This is a genomic window from Burkholderia sp. A9, from assembly GCF_000801975.1.
On sequence record NZ_JSZN01000020.1, the window covers coordinates 21,750 to 34,323 of the forward strand.

Consider the following 12,574-nt stretch of genomic DNA (forward strand, 5'->3'; position numbering starts at 1 on the left):
ATAATTCGATCAGTCAATCGCGGCCCTCCATCACGCCGTGCTTTTCGGCCCATTGGGCTACGCTCGAGATATCCGAAGCGAGCGCCTGCATGGCGAATATGGCAAGGCCAGTCAGCGCACCGGTTTGATAACCAGACAGCGGCGCATCTTTTTGATCGTCGGTTCCGAGTACATCGTTGGCCTCAATCATTTTGAGAACCGTCTCGACGCCAGCCGCGGCCCTGAAGGCGTCATCCAAATGTCGGATCAGCGGCTCGGCATTCAGCTTGCCAGTCTTAGCGGCGTGGGTGACGCGGTCGGAAAACTGCGAGAAGTTCGGATTCAGAAGGTCACGCATGGTGGACCTCCTTCTTGCGCGCTGCTTCCAGTTGATCCAATTCAGCAATGACTCGAGCCTCGGCGGTTTGCGCGATCTCGCCAGCGATTTGAGCCAAAAGGAATACCTCATCGCCGGCCAGTTCTTCGCCGATAATCTCGAGTTGATTGGCTAACGCACGCAGGTGCTCGAAATCGACCATGGCGCGAGCGAGCACTTCTCGGGTCTGTTCGCAGTATTTACGCATGGCGCACCTCCACGCAGGCAAGCTTGCGCTGCAGGATCTTGCGCACCAGCGCTGCAACCTGGCCGGCATCTTCGGCGCCAATCTCAATGTTCCCGTAGCTCGTCTGGATCGTGAATCCGCGCTCCATATCGGGTACCTGCTTTGCTAAAGCGTAGCCAATGGCTTCGGCTTCGGTTACTCGGCGATCAGTCATGGCGTACCTCCGCACGAGCGAATTCAGCCAGGCGGCGCAGGGCGTCGCCGCACACGTCGAGCGCGTCATAGACGGTCGGCGCCGTCGCGGCATCGCGCAGGGCGTGATTGACGATTTGGGTGAGAGTGTTCGGGAACTGCGTTTGCTCAGGACGAGCGGGGGCTTGGCGCATGGTGCGGCCTCCACAGACGGGTTTAAGAACCCGCTCCCCATCGCCAAATGGGGTGGGCGGGCACTGAACGGGGTTGGCGAACCGGCGTCTGTGGATACCGGCAGACCCGAAGGTCTCCCCGCCCAGGCCCACCCATTGATCGTAGGTGCGCGCGAAGGCAGACGCAAATGTAAAAGCCGCGTGTCGAGTGACGGCGCGGCTTATTTGCGCCACAGAACATGTCAGGTCGCCAAACCCGATCGCTGTTGTTTCAGCGATGAAACCAGAATAGCGCTCCGGGTTTACCAGCGTCAACAGATTTTTTTTGAGACGCATCAGGCGGCCTCCGTCTGCGCGGCATTGAGCATCATCAGCAGCACGGCCGCGAGCTGGTCGCGGCGCACCAGCATCGCCGGCTTGCGCTCCGGCCCCGGGCTTGCGGACGTGCGGAGCCAGACGAACGCCGGATCGTCGGCGGGTTCGAGGTGGGCGAACAAGGCACTCATGCAGCCTCCGGCGCACGGTAGTTCGCCGGATCGGCCAGGAAGGCATCGATGTCGCCGGCACGCCAGCCGACGGAGCGGGGGCCGAGTTGGACGGGGGCAGGGAAGGTGCCAGCACGGGTGCGGGCGTAGATCGTGGATTTGCTGAGGCCGGTCTCGGCCTCGACTTGCTTGCGTCGCAGGATTGCGAGCGCGGTACGAACTTGTGATGCCATGTTTCCTCACTGTCGGTAAGTGAGCGTTCCCGGCCCATCCGGGAACACATGGCGCAAGCTTAAAAACGGGTTTCGAATCGATAAACCACTGCGCGCGGCAGAGTGCGCACTCTGCCGCGCATAGTGCGTATTTCGCGGTGCAGGGTGCGGATTATTCCTCCCCTCGCTCCCATTGACGGCACCAGCGCTCAATCACACTTTGGCTTTGCAGGGGCTCGTATTTATCCATCATGATGCGCGCGAACGATGCCTTATTTTTGTACATGGCCGGGTCACTCTGCCATTGCACCCAGTGCCACCGAACGCTCCTCTTAGCCGTTGCTTTTCCATTCACGTCCTGGCTATGCCCAATGAGTGCAGCACGCCGGGAATTTCTCGTACGCTTGTCTGCCTCTAATTGCTGCGCTTCTCTATCGCCAACCCGTACATAGATTGTCGCTTGAAACTTCAATAACGCAATCAATTCAAGAGCATTGATCGGGTGCCGATCAAGTTCGACTTGCAAGTCATCTAGAAATTTCTGGTCTATGAGCGGGGGGCGCAAGATTTTATTCTCGGCAGCATCGCCGCCCGCGCGAGAGTTGCGACTTTCCTCTAGTCTGTCTCGGCCTTGCGCCGCAACAGCCCATATGTCTATCGCGTTGAGAACGGCGGTCGTTATTTTATCTATGTCGATATCAGGATCGGCGTCACGGCGAACAGCTCTCACGATCCTGTCTTTATCTATCGGAGCGGCGCCATCCCTGACTATTATTCTGAGGTTGCCATCCGTTGCCGCCCGAGGTGCCGGGACAATTGTTTGGTCACTCTGGCTTACCATTCGCGCCCTCACGCAAAGCCCCTCACGAATGGAGGTCGCGCCGGCCGGGTGAGGGACCCCGGTTTGCGACCCGTCGATCGGGCGCGACCGGAATTTATTCTACTGAGGTTTTGTACAGGCCGGGGAGGTCCAGCGCTTGTTTGTAAGTGGGGTAGGAGGGTTTGTGTGGTGGTATTTTTGGTGGTATCTCGACTGCGTAGTGGAGGCAGCTCCGCTCCAGACGGCGAAGAGCGGGGATTTCTCGGTTCCGGTCCCCACCATGGATTCATCCCGCTGAATCTCGTGCGACCGCAGAACCCCGTTCGGAACCCTGTCCCGGCGGGGTTTTTTGTCGCATCCTGCTCGCTATGGCGAGGGCTTCAGCGCTGTCCCTCGGCGTCGACACGGTGTCCGTCGATGCGCCGGAGCCACCGGGACTGCCGATCGACTCGCCGTTGCACCGGCAGGGTGACTCGACCGCCGCCCGCATCTAGTGGCTTTCCCTAGCGGCGTTGAGCGCGCTCCGCTTTTCCCCTATAAACCGGTGAACAACGGGGAAGCACCAGAATCTGTACGGGGAGCGCATGAAAAGGACAATAGCCAGTCTCGAGGGACTGCGCGGGTGCGCGGCGTTGTTCGTCGTCATCTATCACATGCAGTTCGACAGTGCCGGCCGTGGCGTGAGCCGGAACGGGTACCTCGCAGTCGACCTGTTTTTCGTCTTGAGTGGTTTCGTGATCTGCAGCGCATATGGCGCGAGGATGGGCGACACGCGGCAATGGCTCAGCTTCATGGTTCGCCGGTTCGGCCGGATCTGGCCGACGCACATGGTCGCGAGCGTGCTCTTCTATGTCATGCTCAACTGGATGGTCATGCTGGCGGTTTTGGCGGGTAGCCCGAGTGCGCCACCTTTTGTGCCAACCCTCCGCGAAGTCGTCGCGATCGTGACGATGACGCAAGGGTTCCATCTCTTCCAATACGACATAGGCACCGGCGTCAGCTGGAGTACGGCCGACGAGTTCTATGTCTATCTGCTGTTCGGCGCGCTCTGCCTGATGATGCCAGGGCGATGCCGCGTCGTCGTGTTCGCGGCATTGGCGATGACCGGCTATGCGATTGCTGCGTGGGCGTCGATCGTTCCCAAGTCGTGTCTGGCCAAGGGGGATTGCTTCGGAATGACGTTCGACTGGGGATGGGCTCGATGTATGGCCGGCTTCTTTATCGGTGCCGTCATCGCACAGCACCGCGACCACCGTGTGGTGATGCATGCGACCGGATCTGCGCCGCAAATTGCGGTCGTCGCCATCGCGATCGCACTGATCCTGTTTGCGGATCGCGTCCCCGGCTCGGCGCTCGCGGCACCCGCCGTATTTGCGATGCTCATCGCATCGCTGAGTCGCGACGAAGGTCCGATTGCCCGATTGCTGCACTGTCGTGCCCCGCAGTATCTCGGCGGCATATCGTATTCGTTGTATCTGGGGCATGCGGTGTTCCGGCCGGCGCTGCTTCTCTCGGAAAAGGTCGCTACCGGTCCAGTCGCGCTTGCAATTGAATACGTCGTTTTTCTGGCGGCATCGTTCGTACTTGCAAACCGCCTGAATCGATCGGTCGAAACGCCGTTTCGGAAGCGGTTCAACACTTGGGCCGACGTGATGTTTCGACCATCCGCACTCGGCCGTCCAGCCGTCGACTGAGAATCCTCGCGCGCGGCGGCCGGACCGTGCCATCGATACAGCCTCTGTTGCCTGCTATCCGTCGGCATACGGCCGTTGCCACGCAGCGACCGCGACGTGCTGGTCGAGCGAACTGGCGGATCCGGTCGGCACGCGCACGATCGTCGCACCGCTGACCGTGCCTTCCTGATTGCGCAGCGCCTCGCCCAGTTCCCTGGCGAGCGGATGGTCGCCCGCGGAGGAGAACAGCGGGCCATATTGCCGGCTGACGGCTCGTTGCATCGCGTCGAGCATCGAATGACCGTCAAGCATGCTGCTTGCGACACTCAGCAGCGTTTCGTCCTCGTGCGGCCACAGCGCTCTTCCCAGCGTGGGTGTCAGCGTGTTCCGCAGTGTCGCCGCGATCCGGCTCGTGCAATCGACACGATGCAGGTCGTCGATCAGCAAATCGCCGATGCCACGCTCGAGCGTGATCGCAATCCCTTCACGACAGGTCAGATCCCGGTTGTTTGCGATCATGCGCCGCATGCATCGGAACTCGTCGCCGGACTCGCCAGGTTCGATCGTGATCTCTTCGCGCCTGAAATCGCTGGCCGAGCCGGGACGGCCCAGGAGAACGGGCCGAGTCAATCCGGTCATCTTTGGTAATGCGAATAGATCGACCCGGATCGTCGGATCCGTCTCGTCGCGCCAACCACTGATCGACTGTAGCCTGAGTGCATATGATTCGCCGTCGTAGTAGCAACCGGAGGAATCGCGGTGCACGCGAACTTTTCCAGGATGAGCCATGATGGGCAATTCCGTTGACTGGCAACCTGCGCCGCCGCTCGGGCAGGTTGCATGGAGACGCGAGTGTGAGGCCGCCGTGCGGGTGACCTGCCGCGTCGATGAGCCGCGGCAGGTCGCGCGTCGTGTCCGTGCCGTGGTCGATTCACGTCGCGGCCGCAAACGCCGCGACACCACTGCGCGCGTTTGCGTCGGCGGCGAGACGTCTTTCCAGCTCGGTCGCATGGTTGCGATCCCAGGCGAGCACCTTGGGGGTCATCAGCTTGTGCCAAAGCGGCGGGATCATCGCGACGACGATCGTCGTCAGGTAGCCGCCGATCATCATCGGGGCATCGGAAAACGGCTTGAGGTCCTGATAAGGCACTTCGCCCTGGGCGTGATGGTGCGAATGGCGCGTCAGGTTGAACATGGACCACGAACTGATGCGCCGGTTCGTATTCCATGAGTGGCGCGGCTGGACGGGCGTACCGGGATCCCGGACGATACCGTAGTGCTCCATGTAGTTGACGATTTCCAGCAGTGCCTTGCCCCACAGCGCGCAGAGCAGGAAGTATGCGCCCGTTCTGTACCCGCCGATGCTCCATGCGCCTGCGAGCAGGAGCACGCTCATCAGGTGGCCGCGAATCACCGCGTTGAACGGCGTAAGCCGCCCGTGTCCGGCGCGCTTCAAGCGCTTCGCCTCGATCTTCCATGCGCTGACGTTACCTTTGAGCGTCGAGACGAGGATGTGAAAGTAGACGTTGCGGCCGCGCGGGGCCGTGGCCGGATCTTCCGTTGTCGACACGTAGCGATGGTGTCCATAGACGTGCTCGATCGAGAAAATCGTATCGAAGCTGAATGCCAGCAGCCAACGGCCGATGAACATCGACATCCGGTCCCAGGTGCGATGCGTGAGTTCGTGCGCGGGAATGGTGCCGATCATGCCGATCATCAAGCCGGTCAGCACCACGCCGGATACGCGATGCCCCCAGTTCCCCGCGGTGCGTGCGGCCAATGCGTCGTATCCGGTCAACCTTTCGATCAGTGCTCCGAAGCCGAACGGGTCGGACGTGGCAATCGACCAGACCGACGCAAAGACGATCAGCGACAGCAGCGGCAGCGCCATCCACAGTTGAAACGTCAGGACACCGGGATGACGCAGGACGGGGGTCGACGTATCGTCGCCGCAGATCGCGTCGCCGACGATATAGAACGCGAGGATCGCGACGAGATCGATCGTGATCCACGCACCGCCCGCGACGAACGCGATGATCGAAGAGATGCCGATCACGTGGAACAGGAAGTACTTCAGATAGTGATGCATGTGGACGTGTCCTCCTCCAGGTTGGTATTGAAATTCAGGCGACTGCCGGTATGTCGTGTTGCGTGGTGAAGCGATCCGCGTGAATGTGTGCCCGGGAAAGGCCGCGCGCCGTCAGGACTTCGGTGGCCGCGTCGATCATCCGGGGCGGCCCGCACAGGTAGGCATGTGCGTCGGCCGGCAGGTCGTCGGCGATGCCGTCGGTGACGAGCCCGCGCGCACCGCGCCATGACGAATCGATCGGTTCTTCGGAAAGGATGGGCAGGAAATCGAAGCGGTCGTGCCAGCGATCGGCGAGCTCGGCAATCGTGTCGAGCGCGTACAGATCGCGCTGCGCGCGCGCGCCGAACAGCAGCGTGACCGGACGCGCCACGCGTGCCTCCGCGCCGTCTTCCAGCAGCGCGAGAACCGGCGCGAGCCCGCTGCCTCCGGCAATCAGGATCAACGGGGTCGTGGCGGCGCGCATCCAGAAGTCCCCGAGCGGGCCTTCGAGGGTCACCGTCCGGCCGACGAGGTCATGTTCGTGGACATGGCCGGAAAATGCGCCGCCGGGCACCTTGCGCACGAAAAAGACGGCCTGTGCATCCGGCCGTACGCGCGTCGCGAACGAGTAGCTGCGCACCTCGCCGGGCAATGACGCGATCGACAGCAGCGCATACTGCCCGGCCTTGTACGGAAGCGCTTCGTCCAGCTGGACGCGCAGGCGCAGGATGTCGTGCGTCAGCCGGTCCTGGCCGATCACGCGCCCGGCGATCGTCCGTCGCGCGCCGTAACGGCTCATGTCGACGGCGATACTCACGTCCGATCGAGGGATGCTCTGGCAGGCCAGGATGAACCCCTGATCGAGGTCCTCGTCCGGCAGGACGTACTCGGTACGCGTGAGCTCCTTCACGCGCCCGTGGATCAGCTTGCACTTGCACGTCGCACATCCGCCGACCCGACAGCTATGCGGAAAGTCGATACCCTGGCGCAATGCCGCCTGCAAGAGCGTTTCCCGCGGTTGAACCGTGATGGCGCGATCGTTGATGACGGCCGTAACAGTCTTGGATTTTGTTAGGAACCTGAACATATTGCCTTCCGGTCGGTACGGTTGAGGTACGTTCATCGTAGGGAACCGGTGGCCGTTACGGGAGTGCTCGAATTGACATCGATGGCGCATTTGACGTCAATTGAGGTCCGTCACCCAGCGAGGATGTCCGATATGTCCGAGACGGACTTTTTTCTTCAACTGCACTACGCGCTCCAGATCTCGGATCAGGTCGTCCGGATGGGGGCGCGTCTGCCCGACTGGTTCGTGCAATTGCAGCGCCCCGGCGCGAACGGCGAGCTGACCCTCCAGGATTTTTCCTTCGACGCCTTCAAGCGGCTGGTGAGCGATGCGATCGATGCGACCGGCGAGCCGGCGCTCGGGCTGCTCGTAGGGGAGCGCTTGCGTATCGGCAGTCACGGGCTACTGGGTTACGCGATGACCAACAGCGTGACGCCGCGACAGGCGCTCGAACTCATCGAGCGTTTCGTGCAGGTGCGCACCTCGCTCGTTTCCGCGAAGCTCGAGATCGTGGGCGAGCATGCACGGCTCGCGTTCGTCGAGCGTCATCCGCTCGGCGACATCCGGCAGCCGGTGATGGAAGCGATCGTGTTGACGATCAAGAATCTGCTCGACTACATCGCGAGGGGCGCGAGTCCGGCATCGTTCGTGGCGCTGCCGTTCGACGTGCCCGACTATGCGAATCTGGCCAGGGACTTGTTCGGCTGCGACGTCCGCTATGGTCTGAACTGGACGGGCCTGGCGTTCCAGGTCGGCGATCTGGATCGGCCGCTCGTCAGCAGCAACGCGCGCGCGTTGACGGAGGCGGTGCGTCTCTGCCAGATCGAGCTCGCCAACCTGAATCGGCAGCATGCGCTTCCCTCCAGGGTCCGACGGCTGATGTTCGAGAAGGTGGGCGCGTTTCCGTCGCAACAAGCGGTCGCCCAACTGCTGAACATGACGCCGCGCACATTGCATCGGCGCTTGGCCGACGAGGGCACGTCGTATCGAGACATACTGGAAAGCGTGCGCCATACGCTGGCGGTCGAGAGCGTGAGGTCGGGCAAGCTCAGCCTGCAGGAAATCGCGTTTCTGCTTGGCTACGACAGTCTCGGCAATTTCCGGCGTGCATTCATCCGCTGGGAGGGCAAGTCGCCGTCGGAATTTCGTCGGGCCGCCACCAGTTAGGGACAGGGTTCGAGTGCCCCCCGATCAGGTGGGTGCGCACACGATGACGACGGTCTGAACCGGCGAGTGCGATGGTGCGCCGGATCGCCGGCGCGCTGCAACGCCGTGGCGTGTCCCCCCGAAAGTGGGGTGTCTGGCGCTTGCACGTGCTGTATCGTGAATGTCATCGTGGCCGACGCAAACGCGAGTCGAAAACGGCCCGCACGGTTGCCCGTGATCGGCGTCGCGTCATGTCGGCTGTTCACGGAGGCCTTCATGAACCCGTCGTATTCGCGCCCTCGGGACGAGCCGTCGCCGTCCGCCTACACGTATCCGCTGCTGGTCAAGCAATTGCTGCATATGCCGCTGGCGACACGGCGGAACTGCTGGCGCACGTCAAGCAGGTCGCCGATCGCGGATTGATCTCTCGATACGCGGTGCCGGAACGGCTGCTCATCGTCGATGCGATCGAAAAGACCAGCGTCGGGAAAATCAACAAACGCGCATTGCGCGAGCGCTATCAGGCAGCCTGACCGGCGTTGAAGGCGGCCGCGCGGCGGGCGGCCGTCATCGACGTTGCGTTATCCGAGCGTCGTCTTGCCGAGGTCTTCGAAGAGTTTGACGTTGTCCCAATAGGCAGTGAGCCGCGTGATGCGTACGTCGGCATCGAACTCGAACACAAATGCGTGCCGGAGCGAAAACGACTTGCCGCGATGCCGGATGCCGAGGCAATCCTGTGCCTGCGTCCCGCGAATCGTGACCTCGACAGTCGCATGACGTCCGGCACCGTCCGCATGGATCGCGTCGATCTCATTGGACAAATCCGGAAAAGCGTCGGTAAGCGCGGTCCAGATCGCCGCGCCTTGGACGGCGGCGGCGCCGGTTGCGGCGATCGGCACGTAGTCGATGGTGGCGTCCGGCGCAAAGAGGGCGAGCATGCCTTCGATGTCGTGCTGTCGATAGCGATCGAAAAATGCTTGCGCGATGTCTCGGCAATTCATGACGGCTCCTGGGCGGTAAGGGCGGTTCAACGGGTGTCGGCGACCGGCTGCCCGCTGGTCGCGTCCGCGGCCGGACACGGTGGCGGGTGGCATCGAGCGGCGGCACTGCCGAGTCAGCATGGAACGAGTTTCCCGATCGAGGTAGCCCCCCGAACGGGGGGAGGTGGATCGGGCACGACAGGAATTCGTCGGATTCGATCGGGATGGGTTGCAATTCTGGTGCTTGGCCAGTCGGGACATCACCTACTGTTGATGCTCGAGGTCGCGTGGCTATGCTGTATGAGTCGCGCGTCGAACCTTGACACCATGTCGGGCAGGTGGCCCGCGGGCCTTTTACCCGCGCGGGCAGACAGTACCGGGAGAAGCGGAGAGCGATGACGTCCACGGACAGCGGAGCGTCGGCTATGCCTGCGGACGCCGACGGGATCGAAGTACTGGTGCGTGCCAAGCTGATGCCGGCGTCGGCACGCGAGATCGTGCCGCGCCTGGCCAGGATCGGCCGGCTCGCCCGTGCGCTGGACCGCCGGGTCACGCTCGTGTGCGCACCGGCCGGCTACGGCAAGACGACGCTGCTTTCGGAGTGGCGCAAGGAACTCGTGGCGACGGATGCCAAGGTCGCGTGGGTGAGCCTCGACCCGGACGACGACAACGCGTCGATCTTTTCGTCATATGTTGTCGCGGCCGTCGTCGAGGCGACGGGCGGCATTGGCAGCCATGCCCGGCAATTGCTGCGCGACCGTGCGCTGATTCCGCTGAAGATCGTCTTCGACGAGTTGCTCAACGAACTCGAAACCTCGGGCGTCGAATTATTCCTGATGCTCGACGATTTCGATCGTCTCGCTTCGCCGGTCATTCACGACGCGATGTTCGAGCTGCTGCGCTACGCGCCGTCGAACCTGCACGTCGTCCTGGCATGCCGATCCACACCGGCACTGCCGTTCAGCTATTTCGAGTCGCGTGACGAACTGGTGCGGCTGGACGCGGATGATCTCTGTTTCGACGAGACGGAAACGCGATCGTTCTTCGACCGGGTCGCGGGCAAGCAACTCAATGCCGAGAGCATCGAGCGCCTGCGTGCCGCGACCGAGGGCTGGGTGTCGGGTTTGCAACTGGCCGCGCTTGCGCTGCGCGACGACAGCAACGCGGCGCATGTGGCCGAGCAGGTGAGCCGTGCGCGGGCCGGGATCGCCACCTATCTCAACGAAAATGTGATGTCGCGCGTGCCGGAAGCCGTTCACCACTTCCTGCTGTGCACGGCGGTGCTGGAGCAACTGACCCCCTCGTTGTGCAACGCACTGACGAGTCGCGACGATGCGGCCGACTGCCTCGAATGGTTGAGCACCCACAATCTGTTCATCAAGTCGGTCGACGGCGGGCGTCAGAACTATCGCTACCACGCGCTGTTTTCGCAGTATCTTCGCGAGGAACTGGCGTTGCACAAGCCTGGTGCGATCGCCGCGCTGCATCGCCGCGCGAGCGAATGGCATGCGCGCAAGCGCCAGTGGCCGGATGCCGTCCGGCATGCGCTCGCCGCGGGCGATTTCGACACGGCTGCCGGCTGGGTCGAGACCTGCGCGATGCGGCTCATTGCGGCCAGTGACGTGCGGACCGTGCTCGACTGGGTTTCCCGCCTTCCGGAGACGGCGCTGGCGGGACGCTTGCGGTTGCGGATCGCGCATACCTGGGCGCTCGCATTGTCGATGAGCATCCTCGACGCACGTCGCTCGCTGGCATCGATCGAAGCCGACGTGAAAGCGCGCCGTCTCGATCTGGACGGCGTCATGGCAACCGAATTGCTCGCGGTGCGCTCGCTGATAGCGGGCCTGTCGGACCAGAGCGCCGAATCGCTGGACCTGGGCGCGCGCGTGCTGGCCGCGGGCCCGACGCCGGGCTCGTGGATCGAGCAGATCGGGCAAACCACGATGATCTTCGGTCTCGGTTACGCGGGGCGCCTCGACGACGTACTGACGCTCAGGGCCCGCGCCGAAAGTTCGATGTCCGGAGATGAGCCGCTGTATGCGAACGTCTACCGGCAAAACATGTCCGGTCTTGCGGAATTCGTGTCCGGCCGCCTGCACGACGCATCGAAGACGTTCGAGGTTGCGCTGCGGTTCGCCGAGCAATCCGCCGGGCGGCTGTCGGCGGCAACCGCGTTGTCGGCCGGCTATCTGTCGGCCATCTATTACGAATGGAACGACTGGGCGAAGGTCCGCGACGCGCAGCGCGACCGCTTCGAGGTCGCGATGCAGGCATGCTCGCTCGGGCCTTTGCTGCGTTTCATTCAGGCTGCTGCACTGATCGAGTTTCAGTCAGGCCGCGAAGCGCGCGCGCACGAGATCCTCGATGCCGCCGAACAGATCGCCTGCAGCCGGCAATGGCTGCGACTGCGGGTGGCGTGCATGGCGACCAGCATCCGGCTGTGTGTGAGCGTCGGCAAGCTGTCGCAGGCGCACCGTCTCGGCAAGGCACTCGCGGCGCTGGTGCCGGCAGCGTCGCCGGCGGTCGCATCGAGTTACGTCGAGACGTGGCAGATGGCGCAATCCGCGCGAGCGCGACTGTTGCTGGCGGACGGGCATGCGGTCGAGGCCGGGCAGGTGATCGCCATCGTGCATGAAGCGCTGGTCGCGCTCGGCTTCGGCTGGTTCGCGGCGCAGGCCGCCACGTTGCGGGCGGTAGCGCTTGAGCAGGCTGGCCAGGAGGACGCCGCGCTCGCGGTGCTCGGGCAAGCGCTCGAGTACGGTCAGGTCAACGGCCTGGTGCGCACCTTCGTCGATGAAGGCCCGACCGTGGAACGCATGATCGCGCGCGCGTTGAAACGCGTCGGCCGCCTGCCGGCCGTCAACGCGTGGTACTTGCGGGAGCTGGCAGGCGCGTTCGACGTCAAGCGGACCTCGACTGCGACGCCGGGCACGCGGCCCGGCACGCCGGGCAACCTGAGCGCGCGGGAGGCCGAGATCCTCGACTATGTCGCGCAAGGATTGTCGAACAAGGAAATCGCGCGTGCGCTGCGCGTTGCGCCGGAAACGATCAAGTGGCATCTGAAGAATATCTTCGAGAAGCTCAACGTCACGTCGCGCATCCAGGCCGTACGCACCGGGTTGGCGCGCGAGCCGTCGCGCTCGGGGCATGACGACGAATGAGCCGGCGCCTCGGCGCGGATCTTGCAAGCGACTGCCGGAACGAGGATCTCGCCGAC

Annotated in this window: 15 protein-coding genes; 4 read left to right on the plus strand and 11 right to left on the minus strand. The window is 63.2% G+C overall.

The annotated features are described in order from the left end of the window. Positions 1-13 precede the first annotated feature (13 nt). From PI86_RS11020 to PI86_RS11045, 7 genes are all read right to left on the minus strand, one after another. Positions 14-337 carry a hypothetical protein gene (locus PI86_RS11020; protein WP_039321971.1) on the minus strand — a complete coding sequence of 108 codons (324 nt, stop codon included), beginning with the start codon at positions 335-337 and terminating at the stop codon, positions 14-16. Then, positions 330-563, minus strand: a complete 234-nt coding sequence (locus PI86_RS17095; protein ID WP_152608096.1) for a hypothetical protein — start codon at positions 561-563, stop codon at positions 330-332. The genes PI86_RS11020 and PI86_RS17095 overlap by 8 nt, the downstream gene beginning before the upstream one ends. Further along, the gene (locus PI86_RS11025; protein WP_039321974.1) at positions 556-756 is read right to left on the minus strand and encodes a hypothetical protein; all 201 of its coding nucleotides are present in this window, start codon (positions 754-756) and stop codon (positions 556-558) included. Before PI86_RS11025 ends, PI86_RS17095 begins: the two co-directional genes overlap by 8 nt. Then, positions 749-1,243 carry a hypothetical protein gene (locus tag PI86_RS17960; protein ID WP_442854573.1) on the minus strand — a complete coding sequence of 165 codons (495 nt, stop codon included), beginning with the start codon at positions 1,241-1,243 and terminating at the stop codon, positions 749-751. Before PI86_RS17960 ends, PI86_RS11025 begins: the two co-directional genes overlap by 8 nt. Next, positions 1,243-1,413, minus strand: a complete 171-nt coding sequence (locus tag PI86_RS17470) for a hypothetical protein (protein WP_162835537.1) — start codon at positions 1,411-1,413, stop codon at positions 1,243-1,245. The genes PI86_RS17960 and PI86_RS17470 overlap by 1 nt, the downstream gene beginning before the upstream one ends. Then, a complete protein-coding gene (locus PI86_RS11040) occupies positions 1,410-1,625 on the minus strand; it encodes a helix-turn-helix transcriptional regulator (protein WP_039321978.1) in 216 nt (71 codons plus the stop codon). The genes PI86_RS17470 and PI86_RS11040 overlap by 4 nt, the downstream gene beginning before the upstream one ends. A 151-nt stretch (positions 1,626-1,776) precedes the next feature. After that, positions 1,777-2,334 (minus strand): hypothetical protein, encoded by a 558-nt coding sequence (locus PI86_RS11045; RefSeq protein ID WP_039321981.1) that lies wholly within the window; start codon positions 2,332-2,334, stop codon positions 1,777-1,779. Positions 2,335-3,008: 674 nt separating this feature from the next. Here PI86_RS11045 and PI86_RS11050 point away from each other — a divergent pair. Beyond that, complete coding sequence (locus tag PI86_RS11050) at positions 3,009-4,118, plus strand: acyltransferase family protein (RefSeq protein WP_082012214.1); 1,110 nt, start codon at positions 3,009-3,011, stop codon at positions 4,116-4,118. 54 nt (positions 4,119-4,172) lie between these two features. On the opposite strand, the gene PI86_RS17100 is transcribed toward PI86_RS11050, so the two are convergent. The 3 genes from PI86_RS17100 to PI86_RS11065 are packed head-to-tail and all read right to left on the minus strand — an operon-like array spanning position 4,173 to position 7,288. After that, positions 4,173-5,108, minus strand: coding sequence for a hypothetical protein (locus PI86_RS17100; protein ID WP_152608097.1), 936 nt, complete (start codon positions 5,106-5,108; stop codon positions 4,173-4,175). Then, positions 5,029-6,186 carry an alkane 1-monooxygenase gene (locus PI86_RS11060; protein ID WP_039321987.1) on the minus strand — a complete coding sequence of 386 codons (1,158 nt, stop codon included), beginning with the start codon at positions 6,184-6,186 and terminating at the stop codon, positions 5,029-5,031. Before PI86_RS11060 ends, PI86_RS17100 begins: the two co-directional genes overlap by 80 nt. 34 nt (positions 6,187-6,220) lie before the next feature. Further along, complete coding sequence (locus tag PI86_RS11065; protein ID WP_442854574.1) at positions 6,221-7,288, minus strand: 2Fe-2S iron-sulfur cluster-binding protein; 1,068 nt, start codon at positions 7,286-7,288, stop codon at positions 6,221-6,223. Between the two features lie 96 nt (positions 7,289-7,384). On the opposite strand from PI86_RS11065, the gene PI86_RS11070 reads away from it, so the two are divergent. Together PI86_RS11070 and PI86_RS17385 are read left to right on the plus strand one after the other, a co-directional pair. Further along, complete coding sequence (locus PI86_RS11070) at positions 7,385-8,398, plus strand: AraC family transcriptional regulator (RefSeq protein ID WP_039321992.1); 1,014 nt, start codon at positions 7,385-7,387, stop codon at positions 8,396-8,398. Between the two features lie 71 nt (positions 8,399-8,469). Continuing rightward, on the plus strand, positions 8,470-8,910 hold the full coding sequence (locus tag PI86_RS17385) for a hypothetical protein (RefSeq protein WP_152608098.1): 441 nt from the start codon (positions 8,470-8,472) through the stop codon (positions 8,908-8,910). A gap of 48 nt (positions 8,911-8,958) precedes the next feature. Here the strand turns inward: PI86_RS17385 and PI86_RS11080 are convergent, their stop codons facing one another. Further along, complete coding sequence (locus tag PI86_RS11080) at positions 8,959-9,498, minus strand: nuclear transport factor 2 family protein (RefSeq protein ID WP_235362738.1); 540 nt, start codon at positions 9,496-9,498, stop codon at positions 8,959-8,961. A gap of 284 nt (positions 9,499-9,782) precedes the next feature. Between PI86_RS11080 and PI86_RS11085 the strand changes: the two genes are divergently transcribed. Then, entirely contained in the window at positions 9,783-12,518 is a 2,736-nt protein-coding gene (locus tag PI86_RS11085; RefSeq protein WP_235362739.1) for a LuxR C-terminal-related transcriptional regulator, read from the plus strand. Positions 12,519-12,574: the final 56 nt, after the last annotated feature.

Excerpts from the sequence above, each read along its gene's own strand:
- PI86_RS11050 (WP_082012214.1), top strand. The coding sequence starts at position 3,009 with ATGAAAAGGACAATAGCCAGTCTCGAGGGACTGCGCGGGTGCGCGGCG.
- PI86_RS11065 (WP_442854574.1), bottom strand. The coding sequence starts at position 7,288 with ATGAACGTACCTCAACCGTACCGACCGGAAGGCAATATGTTCAGGTTC.
- PI86_RS11070 (WP_039321992.1), top strand. The coding sequence starts at position 7,385 with ATGTCCGAGACGGACTTTTTTCTTCAACTGCACTACGCGCTCCAGATC.
- PI86_RS17095 (WP_152608096.1), bottom strand. The coding sequence starts at position 563 with ATGCGTAAATACTGCGAACAGACCCGAGAAGTGCTCGCTCGCGCCATG.
- PI86_RS11025 (WP_039321974.1), bottom strand. The coding sequence starts at position 756 with ATGACTGATCGCCGAGTAACCGAAGCCGAAGCCATTGGCTACGCTTTA.
- PI86_RS11020 (WP_039321971.1), bottom strand. The coding sequence starts at position 337 with ATGCGTGACCTTCTGAATCCGAACTTCTCGCAGTTTTCCGACCGCGTC.
- PI86_RS11060 (WP_039321987.1), bottom strand. The coding sequence starts at position 6,186 with ATGCATCACTATCTGAAGTACTTCCTGTTCCACGTGATCGGCATCTCT.
- PI86_RS11080 (WP_235362738.1), bottom strand. The coding sequence starts at position 9,498 with ATGCTGACTCGGCAGTGCCGCCGCTCGATGCCACCCGCCACCGTGTCC.
- PI86_RS11085 (WP_235362739.1), top strand. The coding sequence starts at position 9,783 with ATGCCTGCGGACGCCGACGGGATCGAAGTACTGGTGCGTGCCAAGCTG.
- PI86_RS17470 (WP_162835537.1), bottom strand. The coding sequence starts at position 1,413 with ATGAGTGCCTTGTTCGCCCACCTCGAACCCGCCGACGATCCGGCGTTC.
- PI86_RS17960 (WP_442854573.1), bottom strand. The coding sequence starts at position 1,243 with ATGCGTCTCAAAAAAAATCTGTTGACGCTGGTAAACCCGGAGCGCTAT.
- PI86_RS17100 (WP_152608097.1), bottom strand. The coding sequence starts at position 5,108 with ATGCGACCGAGCTGGAAAGACGTCTCGCCGCCGACGCAAACGCGCGCA.
- PI86_RS11040 (WP_039321978.1), bottom strand. The coding sequence starts at position 1,625 with ATGGCATCACAAGTTCGTACCGCGCTCGCAATCCTGCGACGCAAGCAA.
- PI86_RS17385 (WP_152608098.1), top strand. The coding sequence starts at position 8,470 with ATGGTGCGCCGGATCGCCGGCGCGCTGCAACGCCGTGGCGTGTCCCCC.